The sequence below is a fragment of the Hydrogenophaga sp. genome, assembly GCF_041913525.1.
Taxonomy (GTDB): Bacteria; Pseudomonadota; Gammaproteobacteria; order Burkholderiales; family Burkholderiaceae_C; genus Hydrogenophaga.
The window spans coordinates 38,655-60,549 of the sequence record NZ_JAYSFD010000008.1 but is presented as its reverse complement, the minus strand read 5'-3'; the positions used below and the strand labels follow the sequence as shown (position 1 = coordinate 60,549).

Genomic DNA, 21,895 nt, shown 5'->3' with positions numbered 1-21,895 from the left:
TACCGGGCAGTGTGTGCATGGCGCAGCCCACCTCTGCCCAACACGAGGTGGCTGGACACTCCTCCGAAGGTGAGCGCATGGTGGTGAACGCCGTGACCCTGAATGGCGAATCCGTCGGCAGTTGGCTACTCATCACTCGGCAGGACACCTGGTTCGCCTCAGAGGAGGCGTTAAGCAACTGGCGAGTCCTCGTGCGCGACGATGCACCCCGCCTCACGCGCCACGGCCAGCGTTGGCTGGCGCTGAACGCTCTGCCAGGGTGTCGAACGCAGGAGAACACCGCCAACCAGTCATTGGCGGTATGGCTCGACCCCATGGCATTCGAGTCCACCCACCTGGGCGACCTCGCTCCACCAGCGCCCGACACCAGTCCCGTCGAGCCCGCTCTGTATCTGAACCTGGATGTGAATTACACGCGCATCCAGGCACGGCACACGGGCAATGCACCCGAACTGACGGCCTTTTCTGAGATCGGATGGTCAAGCGCCGCGGGCGTGTTGACCTCCACCATGACGGGGCGCCAGACGCTGAATGGAAACGCGCGCCATTCCTCCGTGCCAGACTGGGTTCGTCTGGAAACGACCTTCACCCGCCAAAGCCAAGACGGTGGGCCAACCTTACGCGTGGGCGACAGCGTGACCCGCACAGGCCTTACCGGGCGGTCCGTTTACTTTGGCGGTGTTCAATGGGGCACAAACGCCTACTCCGCGCAGGGCAGCGATCAGCGACCCCGCGCTGTGATCGACGGCAGCACCTCGAGCCCTAGCACCGTGGAGCTGTTCGTTAACGATGTGCTGCGCCAGACTGCCCGGGTTCCCAGCGGCCCGTTCTCGATTGACGTGCCGCCCTTGCTGGGCACCGACGGGCAAGTGCGGGTGGTGGTGCGAGACCTGATGGGGCGCGAGACCGTGATCGCGCGGCCCATCTTTCAGGTGGCCAATCAGCTAGAAGAAGGCTCAAGAGACTGGAGCGTGGCCATCGGTGCCGTTCGACAACGGCTGGGGCTCAAAAGCAACGACTATGGTGAGCGATTCGCCGCCGGGCTGTTGCGCATGGGGTTGAACAAGACTCTCACGGCCGAATGGCAGGGACACTGGAGCGCGCGTTCACAAAGCCTGGGCATGGGCATCAACTGGGCCCTGCCGAGCCATGGCGTGGCGCTCTTGTCGGGCCTGACGATCAGTCGCGATCGCAACGGCACCACAGGCGGCGAATGGCTGATGGGCGCCGAGATGCGCCGAGGCCCCCATGCTGCGAGCGCTCGCATCACCCGACGCGATGGAGCACACCTGGCGCTCGGTGACACATCCGGACAAGCCATGACCACGGCCATCGCGCATTACGCACTGACCATTGGCCAGGGAACCACGCTCGGTCTGGGCATGGCACGCGTGCACCCGTTGAACCAACGCCAACTGGCCACCTACAGCGCCTCCGTCGCCACACGCCTGGCCGGCGGCGCATCGTTCAATGTGATCGTGGCGCGCACGCACGGCCAGGTATCGGCAAGCCAGCTCACGTTCGCGTTCCAGATGCCTTTGCCGGGTCAGACAGCCCATACGCTCCACCTGGCGCGCCGCAACCAAGCCCTGGACGCCTACGTCAGCGCCAGTGGCGCTGAAGCGCAGACCAGTTGGCGGGTTCAGGCAGGCAGACAAGACAACCAAGATCACGCAGAGGCGGGTCTTCGACAAGTCACCGACACGAGCATTTGGTCCGCCGACCTTTTTGCCAACACAAGGTCACAGGCGCTGCGACTGGGGTGGCAAGGCGGCCTGGTGGTCATGGGCGGGCGTGTGCACGCGACCCGCAAGGTCAATGGGAGCTTTGCACTGGTCGAGGTACCCGGCGTCGAGGGTACCCAAGTCGGCCCCTATGGAGACCGGCAGGCCACCACCGACCGCGATGGATTCGCGCTGGTGACCGATCTTGCCCCGATGGTGCCCACCCCCATTCGGCTAGACCCCGAATCCTTGCCACTGGGCGCCGACATTCCCACCCTCGAGCGCATTGCCGTGCCCCGCTGGCGCAGTGGTGTTCGCCTGCGCTTTCCCGTTCGAGCCGGGCGATCTGCCCTGGTGCAGCTGCGCACACCTGATGGTTTTCCTTTGCGCTCAGGAGCTGAGATCAAGGTGGATGAGACGCTTCAAAAGTTCCTGGTGGGCCCACATGGCGAGGCTTTCATCACCGGCCTGACCGGACTGCATCGGCTAAGCGTGCAAAGCGAAGGCGTCAATTGCCAAACCCATCTCGTCATGCCAGCAGGATCCATTCAGGAAGTGGAACGCATCGGTCCGCTGACTTGCCTACCCAATACGCCATGAAGGTGCTCCATCGCTTAAGTGCCACGACCGGGCACAGGCGTTTTGCCTTCGTGTTCGCGGCAGGTCTGCTGTGCGCGGGCTGCGCACAGGCGCGCGTGACCTGCCAGGTGCAAAACACCACGACCCCAACCAACCCGTTCACGATCACGTCCAACGTGGAACCCTTCGGTAGCACCGTCCATACGCGCACCACGCTGAGCGTTACTTGTCAGCGAGACGACAACCGCTCCTCCGTTGACATTGAAATTGGCGCATCAAACACCAAAGGCGGCACGTCACCCCGCAAGGCCATCCTCACCACCAATCCTGACTGGGGCATCGGCTACGCATTGGCCCACGGGGGTGAGTGCGCCAGCAACACGGCGGCCAGCAACTGGTTTGACTACGGCATGGGCCCACCCTACACCTACAAGGCAACGGTCACGTTCAACGGCAGCAACGCATCCCTGAACGTACCTGTCTGCCTGACCGTGGGACACAGCAACAACGTCTCCTACCGCACGGGCGCCTACCAAGACAGCGTGCACTTCACGCTGGCTTACCAGGAGTGGCTCGTCATGCCACACGTGACGACATCCGTCAGCATGCTCTACCGAGTCAACGTCTCGGGTGGATGCCGCATCTCTCAGACCCCGAATGACCTGACGCTGGTCTACCCGGCATTCGGCGGCACCGCCAACAGCGCCAGCACCACGCTAGGCCTCACGTGCAACCCCGAACTCCCTTGGTCTGCCTCGCTGGACTCCGCCAGCGGCATGGCCACGCCACTTGGCTTGCCCTACCAACTTTCGCTCAGCGCCAGCCACGGCGCAGGCATGGGTTACCAGCAGGGCATCGCCATTACCGCCACCATCCCACGAGGCTTGGCGGGGGTATGCCCCAGCAGCCAATGCCAGCAATCCACACCCAACCGCCACACGCTGACGATCAGCTACTGACCGAGGCCCCGCGCTGGGTAGCCAGTCAGACCCCGCTACCGCCGAATGGGTGCTCAAAGCCCCCAAGTCCACACCATCACCACCCATCGGAAAGTGCACACAAGGATCAAATACAAGTTATTTTTTGTGTACTTTTTATTTGTTTTATTGCCGATTCGTCGCTAGCATCCCGCACCTGTGTCTTACACCACCACACCAAATGGGATCCACACATGAATCGTCCAACTTGGAAGGCCTTTGCATGGGCCTTGATCGCGTGCATCACCACCCCGTCAGCGCTTGCCGAATCGAAGATCGTCACGGGAACCGCCACTACCTCGGGAGCTGCGGCCAAGCTCAACCTCAAAATCGTCATTCCCGAGTTCATTGCCCTGAAAGTGGGCTCCGGCGCCATCCTCACCAACAACACCGCCGTTGATGAGATCACGCTGGCTGTCCCCGAGGCGGACGCCTCCAACGACACCACGATAGCCAGCTCGCCGGTGGCAGTTCAATTGGTGTCCAACGTGGGCAGCGTCAGCTTCAGTTCCTCTGGCGACGCGCTGACCAGCGACACTGAGACCATTGCGCTGAGCCGGATATCGGTGAACTCATCCAACTCAGCCCTGCCACATCCTGGCTTCGGCGCCACGGCCACTCCTTTGGCGCCCAGTGCCGGCACCAAAGTCATCAATGCCAGTACCAACTGGATCTTCAATTACCACCACCAGGGAAGCACCGCACCTGTAGGAGCCGGCACCTTCACCACCCAGATCACCTACACCGTGGCGAAGCCGTAATGGACTCGTGCGGCGGGCACTGACGCGCCTTTCGACAGCAACAGCGTTGATCGGTGCCATCACGTCGCAACAGGCCTGGAGCCATCATGCCCCGCAGCCCATTGATGCACCGCCTGGCTCGCAGTTGGCTGGTCGCGCAGGCCCTGCTGATGCAATCACCGGAGGTCTTTGCCTGGAGCTTCACCCTTCAGTCGGCATCCCAAAGGGTGTTCATGTATGTCGGCACCGCCACGTACACCTACAACGCGCAAGGGCGCGCCATCGGCGTCAGCAACAACGCAACCACCGACTCCATGACCGTCGACCTGACGCTCAGCCTGTTCGACATCCTTACCCGCGCCTACCTAAGACAAATTTTCAATACAGAGCCCCGCAACCGGGCCTACGGCAGCGAGTGGAACCGATCAACAAAATGTCCGATGGGTTATTCCATGATCGTCGGCGCCGGGTACCAGAACAGCAGCAGTTCGCCAGCCAATGCCTCAGTGACACTCAGTTCACCCGCCCAGCTGACCAACCTGGAGGGCGACGGCATCCCGTTTTCAACGATCACGTGGGAGTCCTACTCGCCCGACACCTTGCAAAAAGACAGTCAGTGGATTGGTCGGGGCACCCTGGGCACCACCCAGACCCTGGCTACCGTGCCGCGCAATACTGTTTCTGAGGTTTGCTTCGAGTTCACCTACGGCAGCCCCAATCTCTACCCCGCCGGCACCTATCAGGGAACCATCACCTTCACAGCGTTCACACCATGAGCGTTCGATCGCGGCACCTTCTGATCTGGGGATCACTTGCCTGGGGTATGGCCGCCCACGCAGCGGGGGCTCACCGACTTGACGACAGCTCTAGCACCGTCGAACAGCCGCGCCCGCGCATGGAGTGGTTGCCGCCACTTGTCGGCGCTCCGGCAGACACCCTCACCACCCAGTTCTGGGTGAACGTTCGCATTGATGTGCGGCAATGGGTGGGGCGGCCGGCGCGTGTGTACATGGTGCTGCCGCCAGACGAGTATCCCCCGTTGGAATTGAACTGGACCACCCAGGGGCGCCTACTACCCGGGCGCTTGGTGTCAGGTGAGCGAGCCCTGGTTTACGTCGGACTGATCGACTCTCCCGCGCTGCAAGACAGGCTGAACGTGCGGGTACTGGCTCGGGCCAACTGGATGGGCAACTCGCGACGCCTGTCCGTCCACTTTGAATGCGAGCCCAACTGACCACATGAACACACGCTTGCCGTTTCGACTCTGGCTGTGGTGCAACCTGGCAGGTCTGGCACAGGCACCGGTGCAAGCCCAAGGGTTTGCCGCCTATGTGTCACCGCCGCGTTTGGAACTTCGCTTGCAGGCAGGCGAACGCAAACGGGAGGTCATTGAGATCCAACACGCCGGCCAGACCGAGGGCAACTACCGCCTGTACACCGCCGATTGGAAGATGGACAGCAATGGGGGCGCCTCCTTCAGCACTGAGTTGGCTCCGGGAAGCTGCCGGCCCTGGGTGGCCATCGAACGGCGACAACTGACCTTGGCTCCCGGGGCGCGTTACCGATATCGAATCGAAGTGAACGCACCGCCCGACTCGCCATCAGGCGAATGTCGATTCGCCCTGATGGTGGAAGGTCAGGACCCCATGCGAATGCAAAACGACGTCAACTTTCCCGTAGGGGGTCGGATTGGCGTAATCGTTTATGTAGCGGTTGGCTCCGCCGCCCCCAGGCTCGAGCTCGTGGCCGCGCACTGGGAGGACACGCCCAAAGGCCCGCAACCGGTGCTTGAACTGCGCAACACAGGCCATGCGCACACCCGACTCGATGGTGTGCTGAAGGGAACAGACCAGAATGGAGTTGCGTCAGAGTGGACGCCAATCGACACCCCGATCCTGCCGGGGGAGACCCGAAAAATTCCATTACGCCCGATTTTCGACGCCAACACCTCACCAAGGTTGCCACAGCCACTGCGTCCCCCCCTGAAACTGAAAGGCGCACTGGAGTGGGGTGACGAGCAGCTCCCCCTAGACGTAACCCTGCCCCCATGACCACTGGCGGCTGGCATCCAGCGTTCTGCTGGTGTCTCACCTTTGTGATGGCGTGGTGTGGTGGCGCCAAAGCCGAAGCGCCTGCAGCGCCCGCGGTGCCTTACCAAGACCGTGTACTGGAAGACCTGCCACCGAACAAGCCTCTGGTCGAACCGGACATGGCCCGCAACCTCAACGGATGGCCAAGATTTGTGCGCGTGGAATCTCGCTGGGCGAAGGATTCAACCGTTGAGCAATTGCGAGCCCGACAGAACCCGTACCTGTACGGCCTAGTGGAAACACCCAACCTCGGCATCCTTTCCATCGACGGAGAGATCGGTGCGGACCTAGGGCTCGGATCAATGACCCTGCGACAAAGCGACCTGCCAATGGCAGATGGTTGGTGGGCGAACCATGAGCTCGGGCTCGTCTACACCTCCACCTTGCCACTGTCCCGCAAACCGTCGCGGGTGTATGTGCCGAGTGCGCTGGTGCGCGGGATCAAAGGCGAGTGGATGCAGCGAAGCGAGGGGTTCCACGCGCAAGCCAGCATCGGCGAACCTGCCTGGATCGACAGCACCCAGAGCAACGGGCTCCGAAAGAACGGTGGCAGACGGTTGAACGCCGGACTTCAGTGGGGATCCCCACTCGCGTCCGATCCAGACGAAGAGAGCTGGACGGCAGCGGTACAGGTGGAGTCGGGACGAGCGCTGTCGATGACGTCGACGGGGCTGGACCTTGACCAACAGACCAAACAGCGTCTGAACGCCGACTCGGTTTTACTGGCCGCACGTCATGAGACCCCAGACAGTCGACTGCAAGTCAATGTCTTGCGCAGCCAGGACAACGGCGGACACGCCCGCGTCCACGGCTGGTGGATGGATTCGAGCTGGGGGAGTGACCGGCGCCAGCGAAGCGCCGGCCTGTACTGGCTTGCGCCTGGCCTGAACTGGGCAGGGCTGCCCATGGCCCATGACTTGGCGGGGGTATACGCGCGACGGACTTGGCAGGAGCGTCAGTGGTCAGCGGAAGGCTCGGTTGACTGGCTTCGTTCGATCGACCAGCCGCAACGCCAGGGCTACTACGTCACCAGCGCAGCCCGTTGGCGTCTCCACAAACTGCACCAGATCGGCGCCGGTCTGTCCGTTCGGCGTTATGCAGGCGCTGGCTGGTCCAGCTTTCTTGACTGGCGCTGGAAAAACCCCTGGGGTCTGGGTGGCGTTCGCTGGGATCAAAGCAGCTTCGGGGCTCAGGCGAGGGAACAACAACTCATGATCGACCAGGACTGGACTGTGGTCCGGGGTTGGGGGCTGACGAGCAGCTTTTCGCTGATGCGTGCCGATCAGCAATCGCATCTGAGCGCCGGCCTCACCCTGGCAGCGCCTCTGTCGACCTACGCCAGCGCCAGGGCAAATCTGAACAGTGGCATAAACGGCACCAATGGCAGACACCTGAACTTGGCGCTCGGACTGACTTGGCGATTGATGCGGGACTGGCATCTGGAGGCGCAATACACGCGATACAGCGGGAAAATATCTCTGCCATCGCTGGACCCGCTCGCACCGCCGCCGCCGCCAGCACTGAAGCTCGACAACTGGTCGCTCTTCGTGGTACTTCGCTTCGAGTGGCAAGCTGGCAGCGCCATGGCACCTATGGGTGGGCGGCCGCGCGAGGGCGGAGGCCGGATTGAAGGCACGGTCTACCTCGACGCTAACCGCAACGGCCGCCAGGACGCAGACGAAGCGGGTGCGTCCGGGGTTCAGGTGTACCTAGACAACCGCTATGTGGCGCGAACGGACGCGCATGGGCGCTATGAGTTCGCCCTGGTCGCCGTAGGCCAACACACTGTCTCGGTCCGCAACGACTCGCTACCCTTGCCTTGGAGCATCGTGGGCGATGGTCAGATGAGAGTGAGCGTGGGACTGCGCGATGGTCTCATCGTGGACTTCCCAGTTCAACGGACAGAATAAACGGCTGGCACCGACAAGTCGATTAGAAATTGCCTTACTTCATGCTGGTGGCGGCACGCCGAAACAACAGGCATGAAGCGGTGGATCAGCATGACAAGCCCCCTACTGGCGTTGGCAGCCGGAGCGGCGACGCTATGCCCCGTAGCGGCCGAATCGATCTCCGCCACAAGCGGTCAGGCCGCCAGCGCCCGCCTGGCCCTGCGGGTGACCATCCCTCCGATGGTGAAGCTACAAGAGGACATCCACCCCCTGGAGTTGGCCACCGGCGTGGCCAAACAGAAGCTGGTCATTCAGACCACCCTCAGACAAGGTTTTTGCGCCGCTTTGCGGCTCGCCGCCACAGATCCCATTGGCTGGGAACTGCGAGTGGCGTCAGGCAATGACGTGTGGCTGCAACCAACTGGCGAAGGCTACCGCCTTTGCAGCAATGGGCCAGGACAGCACACCGTGTACCTGGAGCACCGGTTCGACACCAGTGCAGCACCAGGCGATACCCCTCGTGCCTGGCCAGTGCGCATGGAGATTGCCTCGATTTGAAAACTGGTCACCTCGGCCACAGCACCCACATCTGCAGCGGCTGCTTCAGCGCAGCCGCCACGGTGTAGGGCGCATCGCTCCAGCTGCCCCAGCCGGTGAACAGATCAGCGCGGACCGCGCCGGTGATGGCGCCCCCGGTGTCCTGTGCCAGCACCAGTTGGTTGAGGTTGGTGGTGGGGCCTTGGGTGGCCAGCCACACCGGCGTGCCGTAGGGAATGCTTTGCGGGTCGACCGCGATGGAGCGGCCCGGCGTGAGCGGCACACCCTGCGCGCCGCGCGGGCCGAAACGGGCGTCGAAATCGGACAAGGCTTCTTCCCGGAAGAACACGGTGCGCGGGTTGCTCCACAGCATTTCGTTCAGGCGGCCCGGGTTCTGCACCGCCCAGGCCTTGATGGATTCCCATGAGGCCTCGCGAATGGCGCGCTGGTCCAGCAGCCAGCGGCCCACGCTCTGGTAAGGGTGACCGTTGTGGCCGGCAAAGGCCAGGCGCACCTGGCGCTCGCGCCCGTCGGGTTCGGTGATCTTCAGGCGGCCCGAGCCCTGGATTTGCAGAATGAGCGCGTCGATGGGGTCGGCCAGCCAGGCGATGGCGCGGCCCGACAGCGCGGCCTGGGCCGCCGGCAGGGTGTCGATCTCTTGCCGGGTGTACCAGGTCTGGCCGCTGCGCAGCCCGGCAGGTGGCGCGAAGAGTGGCACTCGGTGGGTGGCGCTGGGCTGGCGGCTGGCGCTCATGATGGGCTCGTAGTAACCGGTGAGCAGGCCCCCCGGCACGCTGCCGTCTGGTTCGGTGACGCGATAGGGCTGAAAGCGGCGCATCACCCAGGCCTGCTGCTCGGCCGCGGTGGCGATGGAGAGCTGGCGCACCTCCGTGCACAGGGCAGCGTGTCCCGGTGCAGGGCGTTCACAACCGCGCACCCAGGCGTTCCAGGCCTCGTGCAGGCGGTCTTGGCCCCAACCGGGCAGCTCGCTGTAGCGCACAGGCACCCAGCGGCTTTTGCCGCGTTGCAGGGCGGCGGGCAGCGGCGCGCTGTCGTCCGACGTGACCACCGGCTCGGCGGGTTCGGGCACGTCCACCACCGGGCCCACCGCACAGGAAACCAGGCTGCCTACAATCGCGGCCGCCGCCACTCGGAACCCCCAGCGGGTCAGCGGGTCTATCCACGCCATGTTTGCCGAACTCGATTGAAACGCCATGACCTTGCTGTTGCTTGAAGCGCTGGGCGCGCTGGTGCTGTTGATTTTCATTGTCTGGTGGACGATGTTCTCGGGCCGCAAGAAGGGCGAGCTGCCTGCCGATGTCGAGCAGGAAAAGCAGGGCGACGCCAAAAACCCGACGCCTCCACGCGACTGATCGCCTCAGGGCGCCGCACGCAGGGCATTGGCCAGTTCCACCGCCGATTTGACGCCCATCTTGTCGAACACGCGCGAGCGGTGCACTTCGACGGTGCGCACGCTGATGCCGAGTTGATCGGCCACCAGCTTGTTGGGCAGACCCGCCACCACCAGATCCATCACGTCGCGCTCGCGGTCGGTCAGGCTGTCCATGCGCTGGCGCCACTCGCGCTGCACTCGCCGCTGATGAATGACTTGCGCCGACTGGGTCAGCGCCTGCTCGATGCGGTCCACGAGCGCGTTGTCTGAGAAGGGCTTTTCGCAGAAGTCGAAGGCACCGCGCTTGACGGCATCGACGGCGGTGGGCACATCGGCGTGGCCCGAGAGGAAGATGACCGGCATGGCCGCTTGCCAGGGCAGGGTTTTCAGGCGCTCGAACAGGGCCAGCCCGCTCATGCCGGGCATGCGCACATCCAGCAGGAGGCAGCAGGGTGCTTCGGGCTCCTGGTTCCAGACCGCTTCGTCGGCGAGAAAAGCCTCTGCGCTGCCATAGCTGTCGCTCAGCAGGCGCCGGGTTCGCAACAGCCAGCTCAGGGCTTCCCGAACACCGACGTCGTCGTCGACGAGGTAGACCTTGGCGTCGGGGAAGGGGTTCATGGCCGCGATGATAGAGGAGGGACTCAGATCGGCGTGACCGGCAAGCTGAAGCGAAAGGTGGTGCCGCGCGGTTCGGCGGGCTGGTGGGTGAGAGCGCCGCCGTGCTGCTCGACCACGGTGCGACACAGGCTCAGGCCAAGGCCCATGCCGTCGGCTTTGGTGGTGAAGTAGGGGGTGAACAGGCGCTGCGCCACTTCTGGCGAAAGACCCTGGCCGTGATCGGTGACGGCAAACGACACCCAGGCCGGCCCCGCGCGGCCTGGCGACAGCGCGGGCTCGGGAGAGGCTCGCGCCACCCGGATGCCCAGGACACGCAGCCCGGATCCCGCCGGCGGATCGCCCATGGGCATGGCCTGAATGCCGTTGCGCGTGAGGTTGAGCAAGACCTGCTCGATCATGGTGCGGTCGCACAGCACGGGCGGGCAATTGGGGTCGATGTCGATCTGCAGGCGCACGCCCTGCTTCTTGGCCTGCAGGGCCACGAGCGGGTAGATGCTGTCGATCAGGCTTGCCGGGGGCACCGCTTCGCGCTCGGTGTCACGCCGCCGCACGAAATCGGCCACGCTCTTGATCACGCGGCCAGCGCGCTCGGCCTGCTCGGCGATGCGCTCGATGGCCTGGCGCTGGTCTTCTGGCGACAGGCTGCCGACGCCCGGGTCGCGCAAGACGTTGAGCATGCCGCTGGCGTAGCTGGCAATGGCGGCCAGCGGCTGGTTGAGCTCGTGGCTGATGAGCGAGGCCATCTCGCCCACGGTGGCCAGTCGGGCCGTGGCCTGCAATCGCTCGAAGGTGGCACGGTTGAGGTCTTCGATGCGGCGCTGTTCGGTGAGGTCAAGAATGGCGCTCATGTAGCCGGTCTGCTCGCCCTGGGCGTCGATCAGCGGCGCCTCGATGATGAGCACCGGAAAGCGCGTGCCGTCGGGCCGCTGGAACACCGACTCGAAACCCTCGCGGGGAAAGTACCGCCCCGCCAGGCGCACCTCTTGCCGCTGCTGGTACTCGTCTGCCAACTCGGGCGGCCACCAGGGAGCGGGCGGGCCGCTGCCGATGAGTTCATCGGCGCGGCGGCCCACCATCTGGCAAAAGGCCGGGTTCACGTAGGTGATGCGCCCGCTCATGTCGCGGGCGCGCAGACCGGTGACCAGCGAGTCTTCCATGGCCTTGCGAAAGGCCAGCGCGTTGGCCAGGTCTTGCTCGGCGCGCTGGCGGCGGCGGATGTCACGCCCCAGCAGGAACAGCACCACCAGCAGGGCCAAGGACAACAGCCCCACCACGGCGGTGAGCACATTGGGGAACAGGCCACGGGCGCGCCGGGGGCTTTCCAGTTGCAGGATCAGCGTGTGACCGGGCAGATCCAGCACGGTCTGCGCGCGCAGGTTGCGCCGGTTGGCGGGAATGGCGCTGAAGATGGCCAGGCGCGTGCCGTCGGCCTCATTGAAAGAAAGGCCGCGCCCGCGCATGAGGTCGCGGTTGATCAGTTCGGTGAGGATGCCCGAGAGGGCGTATGTCACCACCAGCATGCCCTGCGGTTTGCCCCCAAAAGCCACCGGCAGGCACATCTCGATCAACTCCAGGCCTTTGCCATCGCGCATGGGCCAGAAGTAGCTGGCGGAATAGGCGGGGCCGGACGCGCGGCGGGCGGCTTCGCAGGCCTGCACCACCTCTGGCTGGGCCTGCTCGCGGCCCAGGAAATCGAACACGCCGGGCGTGAAGGGCGACACCCGCACCGACAGGGGCTGCAGCGCAGCGTCGCGCCACTCAAGACGCATCATTTCTCGGTGGGTTTGCAGCAGCTCGGCTGCGGGTGCGTTCCAGGCGTTGGGCGACGGCGCCACCGAGTGCAGCGACTGCAAGGTCTGCACGTTGCGCAGCAGGGCGCTGCGAATGTCACCCGCCACCGTGGCGACGTCTTCTTCCAGTTGCGCCTGGTCGCGAGAAAGCTCGTACTCGGCCGCCAGGAACACCAGCACCGACAGGAGCGCCGCCGTGAGCAGCAGCAGGGCGCCCCACAACAGCCAGCGGCCGGATTTCACAGGCGGCGGTGCTGCAGCGCCGGCAGTTGGTGCCGAACCGCCCGCAGGCGCGCCGGGTCAATGTCGGCCAGGGCAATGCCCGGGCCTTCGGCGTGCATGGCCAGCACCTCGCCCCACGGGTCGATCACCATGCTGTGGCCCCAGGTGCGGCGGCCGTTCTCGTGCAGGCCACCTTGCGCGCTGGCGATGACGTAGGCCTGGTTCTCGATGGCACGGGCGCGCAGCAACACCTCCCAGTGGGCCATGCCCGTGGTGTGGGTGAAGGCCGAGGGCACCAGCAGCACATCGGCGCCGAGGGCGCGGTACAGCTCGCCGAAGCGCAGGTCATAGCAAACACTCTGGCCCACCTTCCACTGCACGCCGCTGCGGTCTTCGCAGGTGAAGCTGGTGGGTGTGTCGCCAGGCTTGAGCACGGCGGCTTCGTCGTAGCGCTCGCGGCCGTTGTCGAAACGGAAGAGGTGGATCTTGTCGTAGCGGCTCACCTGCTTGCCCTTGGGCGAGTAGGCGAGCGAGGCGTTGGCCACGTGCTCGGGATCGTCGGTGGCCATGGGCATGGTGCCGCCCACCACCCAGAGTTTCAGGTCGCGCGCAGTGTCGCTGAGAAAGTCTTGCACCCTGCCAAGGCCGGGGGTCTCGGCCAGCACCAGCTTGTCGGTGTCTTTTTCGCCCATGAAGCAGAAGTACTCGGGCAAAACCACGAGCTCGGCCCCTTCGGCGGCGGCCAGGCGCATCAGGCGCAAGGCTTCACTGAGGTTGGTGTCCAGGCTGCTGCCCGAGACCATTTGAATGGCGGCGACTTTCATGGCGGTACTGGCGTGGGTAAGGACGGTTGAGCTTACTGCAGTGAGGGCGACGATGAGGGGTTTGGCGCTGGCCGCACCACCTTTTCCACCTGCGGGTCGGCCCAGCCTCCGGTGATGCGGAACTCTTGCGTGGTGGCGCTCTGCAGGGGCTGGCGCAGCAGCCACTGCGCCAGAAAGCTGCCCAGGCCAACGGCGGGGTTGATGGCCGTGGCCAGCAACGAGGCAGTACCGGCGTTGATCTCGGGCACCACCACCACCTTGAGGTCTTGCTGCTCGCGGGCCAGGTCGGCCGAGCCCTCCATCAGCACCGCGGCGTTCACACCCTTCATCTGCAGGTTGTTGGTGGTGAGCACGCCTTGTTCGATGCGGGCGTTGCCGCGCACGAAGTCGAACGCAAAGCCTTCGGAGAACACGTCGCGGAAATCGAGCGCCAGGCGGCGTGGCAAGGCCTGCAGACTGAGCACGCCCAGCAGGCGCGCCGCCCCGGGGTCGGCCTTGAGGAACTGGCCGCGCTCGATGTTGAGCTGCAACTGTCCACCCAGGGTGGCGTAGTCGAGCGAGAGGGGCGAGCCCATCCAGCCGATGGTGCCCTCCAACCGCCCATTGCCTCCGCGCACCGTGCCTGCACGGCCGAAGCGTTCCAGCAGCTTGCCGGCGTCGTCCACGTCCAGGCGGAAGGTGAGGGCGGTGCGGCGGGCGCCGGGGGCCGCCATCGATGGCCCGTCCTGCGCGCCCAGCGGCGCCCAGTTGCCGCTGCCGGTGAGGCGAGCCTCGGGCAGCACGGCGCGCAACTGCGTCAGCCGCCACTCGGCCACGCGCGCCGGGCCCGCCCGGTTGACCGCCTGCACCTCCACCCGCCCCAGGGAACGGCCGGCGTAGTTCAGGTCTTCCACCGCGATGTCAAGCGCGGGCACGCTGGTGGGCTGTTGCAGCAGTTGCTCCACCTCGCGCCTCGCACCGGGCGCCAAGTTGAGGCGCGCCAGGCGCGCATACACGCTGCCCGCGTGCGAGGCGGTGGCGTCACGGAACTCGATGTAGCCATTGAGTTCCTGCGCGTCCACGTTGCCCCGCCACAGGCGATCGTCTCGCGACAGGCCCGCCAGCACCTGATGAAACTGCCGCCCCGCCACGGTGAGCCGCTCGGTCTGCAGCGAGAGTGACTGCGGCAGGTAATCCAACGCCTGTGGGTCTTCCAGGTCTTTCATGCCAACCGCACCGCCCAGGGCGGCCTGCCAGGCGTCGGCGTCCAGCGCGGGCAGTTGCGCGTGGGCCACCACGCCCCGGCTGGGCAGGGGCAGGGCACCGCTGGCGGCCAGGCCCACGGCCAGGCTGCCGCGCAGCACGCGGGGCGTGTCACCGCGCAGGTCGCGCTCGTAGCGCACATCGGCCAGAGGCGCCGAGGGCGGGCCGATCAGCACCGAAAGGCGGTCTTCCTGGGCCTGCCCAGCCTGCAAACGGGTGATGGCGCTGTCGTAGCGCACCGGCAGCAGGGCTTCGGCGCTCTTGCCCAAGGGCGCGGGCAAGGCCAGGGCCATGCCCTGCAACTGGGTGGCCACCTGCAACTCGGGCACGCCGCCGGTGAAGCCGAGTTGGGCGGTGTAAGTGGCGCTGCCGGTGGCGCGCGCCATGGCACGCGACAGCACGCCCAGGCCCGCGTTGCGCAGGCCTTCGGCCGTGGCCACGCCCTGGCCGCGGAACTGCACCACCGGCACGCCCTGGGCGTTGGGTTTCATGCCGCCGCTGAAGCTGGCGTCACCGCCAAACAGGCGGGCCTGGGCCTGCGGCACGGTGAAGCCGGTCTCGGTGAAATTGACGGTGCCGCGTGCCCGCACCAGCAAAGGCGAATCGGGGGTGATCTGCACGTCATTGCCCGCCAGTTGCACCGCGCCGCGCACGGTGCTGGTGGGCAGGTTCATGACCGGCAGGGTCAGGTTCACGTCCACCTGGGCAGCACCGCCCAGGCGGGCCTTGTCCAAGGCCTTGGACGTCATGTCGTTCAGGGGCGAGGCCTGCACAAACTTCAGCAGCTCGGCGCCGGGCCCGGTGGCGCGCAGGCTGGCCTTCACGGTGGTGCCTTGGCCCATGCGCTCGATGCTGACCTTGGCGGGGGTCACGCTCACGCCCGCCAGGCCCGCCATGCTGGTCTTGAGACCGTCAATGGTGATGGTGTCGCGGTCCAGCACGAATTGCCCGCTGGCGCCCCTGAGGCCCGGCCAGGCGGGCTCGCCTGTGGTCTGCAACGTGGTGGGCAGGTAGTCGAAGTCCAGCGCCTTGAGCGGGCCGGCGATGCGGAAAGTGCCCTTCGCTCCCGGGACATCGAAGGGCACTTGCCACAGGTCACCCTGCACCCGAAAGCTCACGGCATCGCTGTGGCCGCCGCGCACCGCGTCGCGCAGGTAATGCAGCGCCTCTGGCGGCACGCTCAGCGGCAGGTAGCGGTGCACCCGGGTGAGGTCGGCGCGCTCCAGAGTGGCGGTCAGGTCGAGCACGCCGGGAAAGCGGCTGCGCGAGGCGCTGGTGGCCGGGTCACCGGTGTGCCAGTTGGCCTGCACAGTGCCCGCGGCATCGGCGTTGGCCAGGCGGGCGTCGTCCAGCGTGGCGTCGATGCGCTCGCCCTGGCGGCGCCAACGCAGGCGGCCCCGGAAGGTATCCAGCGGCAACCGGGCCTCCTCGAACACGCCCGGCAGCACCACCGCGCCCTGGTCGATGGCGACGGTGGCCTCGCCCCCGTTGGGCTCCACCTTGAAATCCACCGTGGCAGCCTCCACGCCGGGCCGGCCCAAGGGCGGGCGGTGCTCGCCTGGCGGCACGGCGGCCTCGGCGTCGGCCACCAGGCCCAGGCCCACCACCCGACCACGTGCCTTGACCTCATCAAACGCCTCGCCGGGCCAGCGGGCCTCCAGCTCGTCCACCCGCCCCTTGGGCTGCAGGCGATGCAGCCAGTCGTGCACGGTGGCCGGCAGCGGCAGCCGTTCGGCCAGCGAGGCCAGGGCGCCCAATTCAATGCCGCCGGCCTGCACCTCGGTGCTCGCGGCCTGGCGCGTCTGGGCAGCCTGATGGGCCACCGACACCCGCCCGCCCGGCCAGACCGCACCCTCGCGCGTCTCGAACCGCAGGTCTTGGGTGGACAGCTGCCAGCCCGCGTCTGCCCATTCACCCGACACCCGCCCAGTGGCCGAGACCAGGGCCAGCTCAGGCAACTCGGGGCCCAAGCGGGCGATCACATCCTGCAGCGCCAAGTCCAGCGTGCCCCCTCCCACGCGGCCACGCGCCACGTCCATCCAGGCGCGCAGGCGCCCTTGCCCCGACTGCACCGTGACGCCCCAGGGCGACAGGTCCACATAGGCGCGCAAATGGGACACATCGGCACGGCCCAAGTCGGCATAGACCTCGCCGTCCCAGGTGGCCCAGGGCAGGTCGCCGGTGGCGCGAGGCCGGGGCAGCAGGGGCTCGCGCAACTTGGCGCGCAGGCTGAAGCGCTCGCCCCATTCGGGCGGTGGCGTGGCGTCCAGGCGGAACTGGTGGGTGAACGTGGTGTTGCGGGCGACGAAATTCACGTCGCCCAGGGCCAGTGGGGGCTGCGCGCGCCGCTCGTCCAGCCAGCGCACCGTGCCCCCCAGAATGGCCAGTTCGCGCTGCTCGACCAGCCAGTCCAGCAGCGTCGTGTCGCCACTGCCCGGGCCCGACACGTCGATGCCGGCCACCTCCAGCCGACCATCGGCGGTGCGGCGAATGTCCAGCGCCGGTCGCTTGATCACCAACTGCTCGAAGCCAGCCCGCCAGATCGATCGCACCGACACCGCCGCCTGCACCAGCGGCAGGTGCAGGGCCGCCCGGCCTTGGCGGTCCAGCAGGCGCACGTCGCGCAGCTCGATCTGGGGCATAAAGGGCGGCAGACCCAGGGGGCCAGATGCACCGCTGACCGATCGGATGTCGCCCACCGTGACCGGTACCCCCACCCGCTGGCTGGCCCAGCGTTCCAGCTCGGGGCGCCAATCGTTGATTCGCGGCACAATCACCGCGTGCAGTGCCCCCCAGGTCAGCAGCAACAGAACCCAAGCCGTCGCCACCAGCCACAACAGCACGCGCGACGCGCGTGCCCCGAGCAGCAGCGGTTTCACCGCCGGTGCACGTGCGGGGGTTTGTGCACCGGGCGCCTGGCTTTGTTGATTCATGTCCACGCAAATTATGACGGCCAGCCCCTCCTCCGGTTCCGCCTTGCCCTGCGCCGGTGTGTCATCGTCTGTTACACAGCCACCCCCTCTGGGCGAGCAAGACCGGCGCGCCGACCATTCCCGTTTCGTGCAGCGCATTCGCCGGCGTTACGAGGCCGAGTTGGCCTGTCTGCCCCCTGGGCCGCCCTCGCGCGCCAGCATGCGCCAGGCGCTCGATCGGCTGCGCGAACGCGGCCTGCCCATGCCAGCGGCGCTGCGGGTGCTGCGCCAGTTGGTGCTGGAGCGACTGGCGGTGCAAGACTGCGAAGACGCCGCGCCGCTGTCGCTGGTGACGCTGGCCGTGACCGAGCTGGCCGAAATCTCCCTTGATGAAGCCTGCACCCTGGCCTTTGCCGAGCTGGACGCGCTGCACGGCGCGCCCATCGTCGAGGGCACGGGGCGGCGTGCCGAGTTCTGGGTGATCGGCATGGGCAAGCTGGGCGCACGCGAACTGAACGTGTCCAGCGACATTGACCTGATCTATGTGTACGACGGCGACGGCGAAACCGCCGGCAACAGCGAAGGCCGCCACCGCGTCAGCAACCACGAGTACTTCGCCAAGGCGGTCAAGCACATCTACGCCACCGTGGGCGACACCACCGAGCACGGGCAGGTGTTCCGGGTTGACCTGGCGCTGCGCCCCAACGGCAACTCTGGCCCCAGCGTGGTGTCGCTGGGTGCGCTGGAAGAGTATTTCCTGGTGCAGGGCCGCGAGTGGGAGCGTTTCGCCTGGCTCAAGAGCCGGGTGATCGCGCCGGCCACCTCGCTGGCCAGCGACGGTGTGCTGGCGCTTCGCGCCACGGTGCTGCCCTTCGTGTTCCGCCGCTACCTCGACTACAACGTGTTCGAGTCGCTGCGCAGCCTGCACCGCCAAATCCGCGACCACGCCGCCAAGCGCGCCGCGGGCAACCCGAGCCGCTCGAACGACGTGAAGCTCTCGCGCGGCGGCATTCGCGAGATTGAGTTCACCGTGCAGTTGTTGCAGGTCGTGCGCGGCGGCCAGTTCCCCGAGCTGCGCACGCGCCGCACGCTCGATGCCCTGCAGCGCGTGAGCAAGGCCGGCCTGATGCCGGCGGCCACCGCCGAGGCGCTCAGCCAGGCCTATGACTTCCTTCGTCGGGTGGAACACCGCATTCAGTACCTGGACGACCAGCAGACCCACGTGCTGCCCACGCGCGACGACGACTTGAACTGGCTGGCGGCCACCATGGGCTGCGCCAATGTGTGCGAGTTCCTGCACGCACTTGACGCGCACCGCGAGGCGGTCGCCCAAGAGTTCGACACCCTGCTGGGCGGCGCCGGTCAGGGCCAGTGCAACGGCAAAGGCTGCCAGGGCAATGGCGCGCAGGCCGACCTGCAGGCCCTGCTGCCGCAACTGCCGCCCGAGCTGGCGGCCAAGGTCGAGGCCTGGCGCGAGCACCCCCGGGTGCAGGCGCTGCGCGAAGACACCCGCGCCCGCCTGGTGCGGCTGGTGCAGCGCACCGCGTCCTGGATTGACGAAGGCCGCGTGAGCGAGCTGGCCGCGGTGCGCATGACCGACTGGATCGAGTCGCTGCTGCGCCGCGAAAGCTACCTGGCGCTGCTGCAAGAGCGCCCCTCGGTGCATGAGCGCCTGCTGCGCCTGCTGGGCGCGGCCAAGTGGCCGGCGCGTTACCTGATGCAGCACCCCGGCGTGATCGACGAGCTGGCCAGCCGCCAGCTCATGGACGACCGCTTCGACCCCGCCCAGTTCGTGGCCGAACTGGAGGCGCGGCGCGCCGCCCTGCAATCCACCGGCGAAGACGACGAAGAGGCCCTGCTGAACCTGCTGCGCCGCGCCCACCACGCCGAGACCTTCCGCACCCTGGCGCGCGACGTGGAAGGCGTGCTCACGGTGGAACAGGTGGCCGACGACCTCTCGGCCCTGGCCGACGCGGTGCTCTTGCTCACCGCCCGCTGGTGCTGGTCGCGGTTGAAGAACCGCCACCGCGACGCCCCCTCCTTCGCCATCATTGGCTACGGCAAGCTCGGCGGCAAAGAGCTGGGCTACGGCAGCGACCTGGACATCGTGTTTGTTTACGAAGACGAGCACGACAACGCACCCGAGGTGTACGCCGCCTTCGTGCGCAAGATGATCAACTGGCTCACGGTGAAGACGGGCGAGGGCGACCTGTTCGAGATCGACACCGCCCTGCGGCCCAACGGCAACTCGGGCCTGCTGGTCACCAGCTTCGCGGCCTTTGAGAAGTACCAGCAACAGCGCGGCAGCAACACCGCCTGGACCTGGGAGCACCAGGCCATGACGCGTGCCCGCTGCGTGCTGGGCGCAGAGGCCTTCGGGGCGCGTTTCGATGCCGTGCGCGAAGCGGTGATCACCGCCCCACGAGATGCCGCGTTGCTGGCGCAAGAGATCGTGGCCATGCGCGAGAAGGTGCGCAAGGCCCACCCGGTGCGGGGTGAAAAGTTCGACGTGAAGCACAGCGCCGGTGGCATGGTGGACGTGGAGTTCGTGGTGCAGTACCTGGTGCTGTCGCAATCGGCGGCCCATCCCGAGCTGCGCGCCAACACCGGCAACATCAACCTCTTGCAGCGTGCCGAGGCGGCCGGTCTGCTGGCACCGGGCATGGGCCTGGCCGCCGGCAACGCCTACCGCGAGTTGCGCCAGATCCAGCACCGTGCCCGGCTCGACGAAGCCCCCACCCAGGTGGACCTGGCCCAGGTGGCCGAATCGGCCGCCGCGGTGCAGGCCTTGTGGCAGCACGTGCTCGGGGGCGCATGAAGCGATCGAACGCCTGGCTGGTGCTGTGCGCGGTGCACGGCGTGGCCAGCATGCTGCTCTGGTGGGCCCGTGAGCCCGCCGTGCACGCGCTGATCTGGCGCGCCGACACCTGGACCGATCACCCCTGGACCTTGTGGAGCAGCGCCTGGGTGCACCTGAACACCGCGCACCTGGTGGGCAACCAACTGGCCTTGGGTGCGCTGGCGGCCTTTGGCTGGATGGTGCGGCCCTCGCGCGGGGCCACGGTGGCCTGGCTGCTGTGCTGGCCACTCATCCAGGCCGGGCTGACCTGGTGGCCGCACATTGGCTATGCGGTGGGGCTCTCGGGCCTGCTGCACGCGGGCGCCATGGTGCTGGCGGTGCAACTGCTGGGCCAATGCATCCCCATTCCCAAGGCCCGCCGCTGGGGCGGCCTGCTGGCCCTGGGGCTGCTGGTCAAGATCGGCCTGGAACGGGGTTGGTCCCAACCCGTGGTGTGGGACCCGGGCAATGACATGTCGGTGATCCAGGCCGCCCACCTGCTGGGCGTGGTCTGGGGGGCGTTGTTTGGCGCGGCTGTCTGCGCCTGGACACGCCATCGCGCCGCACCAGGCGCCTGAGGCCGGGCGCAAAAAAGCCCGCCGAGGCGGCGGGCTGCTGGCGCGGGCCGATGGCCTTCAGGCCGTCGCCGGTTGGGCCACCGTGAGCGACTTGCGAAAGCGGTTGAGCTCTTGCACGGTCTTGAAGCTGTTGTCCATCAGCAGGCTCAGGTTGTGCAGGATACGATCGACCACCTTGGTCTCCCAGGTGGCGTCGAAGGCGATCTGCTTGTCCAGCCAGTGCTCCAGCCACTCGGGGTCGGGCAGGCGGCTCTGGATGGTGTCGTTGGGGAACAGCGCCTTGTTGACGTGCAGGTTGGTGGGGTGCAGGGCCTGCGCGGTGCGGCGGGCGCTGGCCATGAGCACGCCCACCTTGGCAAAGGCCGACTTAGCCTCGTCGCCGAACTTGGCGATGGCGCGCTTCATGTAGCGCAGGTAGGCGCCGCCGTGGCGGGCTTCGTCCTGGCTGAGGGTCTGGTAGATGTGCTTGATCACCGGCTCGGTGTGCCATTCGCTGGCACGGCGGTACCAGTGGTTCAGGCGAATCTCGCCGCAGAAGTGCAGCATGAGCGTCTCCAGCGCGGGGGCAGGGTCGAACTCAAAGCGGATCTGGTGCAGCTCTTCTTCGGTGGGCACCAGGTCGGGCCGGAAGCGGCGCAGGTATTCCATGAGCACCAGCGAGTGCTTCTGCTCTTCGAAGAACCAGATCGACATGAAGGCCGAGAAATCGGAATCGTCGCGGTTGTCGCGCAGGAACATCTCGGTGGCCGGCAGCGCCGCCCACTCGGTGATGGCATTCATCTTGATGGTCTGCGCCTGCTCGTCACTCAATTTCGAGCCATCGAATTGCGCCCAGGGAATGTCCTTGTCCATGTCCCAACGGACGGATTCGAGTTGCTTGAAGAGTTCGGGGTACAGCATGGTCATCCTTGCGAAACGCGCGACATTGTAGGCGGGCCGGG

Annotated in this window: 17 protein-coding genes; 11 read left to right on the top strand and 6 right to left on the bottom strand. The window is 66.5% G+C overall.

Annotated elements, in window-relative coordinates:
• The first annotated feature begins 77 nt into the window (after positions 1 to 77).
• The 8 genes from ACE3RQ_RS11480 (at position 78) to ACE3RQ_RS11445 (ending at position 8,557) form a co-directional block, all read left to right on the top strand.
• Positions 78 to 2,324, top strand: a complete 2,247-nt coding sequence (locus tag ACE3RQ_RS11480; RefSeq protein WP_374522131.1) for a fimbria/pilus outer membrane usher protein — start codon at positions 78 to 80, stop codon at positions 2,322 to 2,324.
• The gene (locus ACE3RQ_RS11475) at positions 2,321 to 3,262 is read left to right on the top strand and encodes a hypothetical protein (RefSeq protein ID WP_374522130.1); all 942 of its coding nucleotides are present in this window, start codon (positions 2,321 to 2,323) and stop codon (positions 3,260 to 3,262) included. Before ACE3RQ_RS11480 ends, ACE3RQ_RS11475 begins: the two co-directional genes overlap by 4 nt.
• Before the next feature lie 212 nt (positions 3,263 to 3,474).
• Positions 3,475 to 4,041, top strand: a complete 567-nt coding sequence (locus tag ACE3RQ_RS11470; protein WP_374522129.1) for a hypothetical protein — start codon at positions 3,475 to 3,477, stop codon at positions 4,039 to 4,041.
• Between the two features lie 86 nt (positions 4,042 to 4,127).
• A complete protein-coding gene (locus ACE3RQ_RS11465) occupies positions 4,128 to 4,796 on the top strand; it encodes a hypothetical protein (RefSeq protein WP_374522128.1) in 669 nt (222 codons plus the stop codon).
• Positions 4,797 to 4,915: 119 nt separating this feature from the next.
• Positions 4,916 to 5,254 carry a hypothetical protein gene (locus tag ACE3RQ_RS11460; RefSeq protein WP_374522127.1) on the top strand — a complete coding sequence of 113 codons (339 nt, stop codon included), beginning with the start codon at positions 4,916 to 4,918 and terminating at the stop codon, positions 5,252 to 5,254.
• A gap of 4 nt (positions 5,255 to 5,258) precedes the next feature.
• Positions 5,259 to 6,071 (top strand): hypothetical protein, encoded by an 813-nt coding sequence (locus ACE3RQ_RS11455; RefSeq protein WP_374522126.1) that lies wholly within the window; start codon positions 5,259 to 5,261, stop codon positions 6,069 to 6,071.
• The gene (locus tag ACE3RQ_RS11450; RefSeq protein ID WP_374522125.1) at positions 6,068 to 8,020 is read left to right on the top strand and encodes an SdrD B-like domain-containing protein; all 1,953 of its coding nucleotides are present in this window, start codon (positions 6,068 to 6,070) and stop codon (positions 8,018 to 8,020) included. Before ACE3RQ_RS11455 ends, ACE3RQ_RS11450 begins: the two co-directional genes overlap by 4 nt.
• 72 nt (positions 8,021 to 8,092) lie before the next feature.
• Positions 8,093 to 8,557 carry a hypothetical protein gene (locus ACE3RQ_RS11445; RefSeq protein WP_374522123.1) on the top strand — a complete coding sequence of 155 codons (465 nt, stop codon included), beginning with the start codon at positions 8,093 to 8,095 and terminating at the stop codon, positions 8,555 to 8,557.
• Between the two features lie 7 nt (positions 8,558 to 8,564).
• Here the strand turns inward: ACE3RQ_RS11445 and ACE3RQ_RS11440 are convergent, their stop codons facing one another.
• Complete coding sequence (locus tag ACE3RQ_RS11440; RefSeq protein ID WP_374522253.1) at positions 8,565 to 9,818, bottom strand: murein transglycosylase A; 1,254 nt, start codon at positions 9,816 to 9,818, stop codon at positions 8,565 to 8,567.
• Here ACE3RQ_RS11440 and ACE3RQ_RS11435 point away from each other — a divergent pair.
• A complete protein-coding gene (locus ACE3RQ_RS11435) occupies positions 9,751 to 9,909 on the top strand; it encodes a hypothetical protein (RefSeq protein WP_374522122.1) in 159 nt (52 codons plus the stop codon). The two genes, ACE3RQ_RS11440 and ACE3RQ_RS11435, sit on opposite strands and share 68 nt — an antisense overlap.
• Positions 9,910 to 9,914: 5 nt before the next feature.
• Here ACE3RQ_RS11435 and ACE3RQ_RS11430 read toward each other — a convergent pair whose 3' ends face one another.
• From ACE3RQ_RS11430 to ACE3RQ_RS11415, 4 genes are read right to left on the bottom strand one after another with little or no spacing between them, the layout of a single operon-like run.
• Positions 9,915 to 10,547: a response regulator transcription factor gene (locus tag ACE3RQ_RS11430; RefSeq protein WP_374522121.1), complete on the bottom strand. Its 633-nt coding sequence runs from the start codon at positions 10,545 to 10,547 to the stop codon at positions 9,915 to 9,917.
• A gap of 23 nt (positions 10,548 to 10,570) precedes the next feature.
• Entirely contained in the window at positions 10,571 to 12,580 is a 2,010-nt protein-coding gene (locus ACE3RQ_RS11425; RefSeq protein WP_374522120.1) for a PAS domain S-box protein, read from the bottom strand.
• The gene (locus ACE3RQ_RS11420; RefSeq protein ID WP_374522119.1) at positions 12,577 to 13,383 is read right to left on the bottom strand and encodes a carbon-nitrogen hydrolase family protein; all 807 of its coding nucleotides are present in this window, start codon (positions 13,381 to 13,383) and stop codon (positions 12,577 to 12,579) included. Before ACE3RQ_RS11420 ends, ACE3RQ_RS11425 begins: the two co-directional genes overlap by 4 nt.
• A 32-nt stretch (positions 13,384 to 13,415) precedes the next feature.
• Entirely contained in the window at positions 13,416 to 17,558 is a 4,143-nt protein-coding gene (locus ACE3RQ_RS11415) for a YhdP family protein (protein WP_374522118.1), read from the bottom strand.
• Positions 17,559 to 17,571: 13 nt separating this feature from the next.
• Between ACE3RQ_RS11415 and glnE the strand changes: the two genes are divergently transcribed.
• On the top strand, positions 17,572 to 20,355 hold the full coding sequence (gene glnE, locus ACE3RQ_RS11410) for a bifunctional [glutamate--ammonia ligase]-adenylyl-L-tyrosine phosphorylase/[glutamate--ammonia-ligase] adenylyltransferase (RefSeq protein WP_374522252.1): 2,784 nt from the start codon (positions 17,572 to 17,574) through the stop codon (positions 20,353 to 20,355).
• On the top strand, positions 20,352 to 20,954 hold the full coding sequence (locus ACE3RQ_RS11405; RefSeq protein WP_374522117.1) for a rhomboid family intramembrane serine protease: 603 nt from the start codon (positions 20,352 to 20,354) through the stop codon (positions 20,952 to 20,954). The genes glnE and ACE3RQ_RS11405 overlap by 4 nt, the downstream gene beginning before the upstream one ends.
• Before the next feature lie 57 nt (positions 20,955 to 21,011).
• Here ACE3RQ_RS11405 and ACE3RQ_RS11400 read toward each other — a convergent pair whose 3' ends face one another.
• Positions 21,012 to 21,854 (bottom strand): ferritin-like domain-containing protein, encoded by an 843-nt coding sequence (locus tag ACE3RQ_RS11400; protein WP_374522116.1) that lies wholly within the window; start codon positions 21,852 to 21,854, stop codon positions 21,012 to 21,014.
• Between the last annotated feature and the right edge of the window lie 41 nt (positions 21,855 to 21,895).

Bases quoted from the DNA above. Each gene is read 5' to 3' on its own strand.
- ACE3RQ_RS11450 (WP_374522125.1), top strand. From the start codon at position 6,068: ATGACCACTGGCGGCTGGCATCCAGCGTTCTGCTGGTGTCTCACCTTT.
- ACE3RQ_RS11415 (WP_374522118.1), bottom strand. From the start codon at position 17,558: ATGAATCAACAAAGCCAGGCGCCCGGTGCACAAACCCCCGCACGTGCA.
- ACE3RQ_RS11400 (WP_374522116.1), bottom strand. From the start codon at position 21,854: ATGCTGTACCCCGAACTCTTCAAGCAACTCGAATCCGTCCGTTGGGAC.
- ACE3RQ_RS11405 (WP_374522117.1), top strand. From the start codon at position 20,352: ATGAAGCGATCGAACGCCTGGCTGGTGCTGTGCGCGGTGCACGGCGTG.
- ACE3RQ_RS11480 (WP_374522131.1), top strand. From the start codon at position 78: ATGGTGGTGAACGCCGTGACCCTGAATGGCGAATCCGTCGGCAGTTGG.
- glnE (WP_374522252.1), top strand. From the start codon at position 17,572: ATGACGGCCAGCCCCTCCTCCGGTTCCGCCTTGCCCTGCGCCGGTGTG.
- ACE3RQ_RS11445 (WP_374522123.1), top strand. From the start codon at position 8,093: ATGAAGCGGTGGATCAGCATGACAAGCCCCCTACTGGCGTTGGCAGCC.
- ACE3RQ_RS11465 (WP_374522128.1), top strand. From the start codon at position 4,128: ATGCCCCGCAGCCCATTGATGCACCGCCTGGCTCGCAGTTGGCTGGTC.
- ACE3RQ_RS11455 (WP_374522126.1), top strand. From the start codon at position 5,259: ATGAACACACGCTTGCCGTTTCGACTCTGGCTGTGGTGCAACCTGGCA.
- ACE3RQ_RS11470 (WP_374522129.1), top strand. From the start codon at position 3,475: ATGAATCGTCCAACTTGGAAGGCCTTTGCATGGGCCTTGATCGCGTGC.
- ACE3RQ_RS11420 (WP_374522119.1), bottom strand. From the start codon at position 13,383: ATGAAAGTCGCCGCCATTCAAATGGTCTCGGGCAGCAGCCTGGACACC.
- ACE3RQ_RS11475 (WP_374522130.1), top strand. From the start codon at position 2,321: ATGAAGGTGCTCCATCGCTTAAGTGCCACGACCGGGCACAGGCGTTTT.
- ACE3RQ_RS11435 (WP_374522122.1), top strand. From the start codon at position 9,751: ATGACCTTGCTGTTGCTTGAAGCGCTGGGCGCGCTGGTGCTGTTGATT.
- ACE3RQ_RS11460 (WP_374522127.1), top strand. From the start codon at position 4,916: ATGGAGTGGTTGCCGCCACTTGTCGGCGCTCCGGCAGACACCCTCACC.
- ACE3RQ_RS11430 (WP_374522121.1), bottom strand. From the start codon at position 10,547: ATGAACCCCTTCCCCGACGCCAAGGTCTACCTCGTCGACGACGACGTC.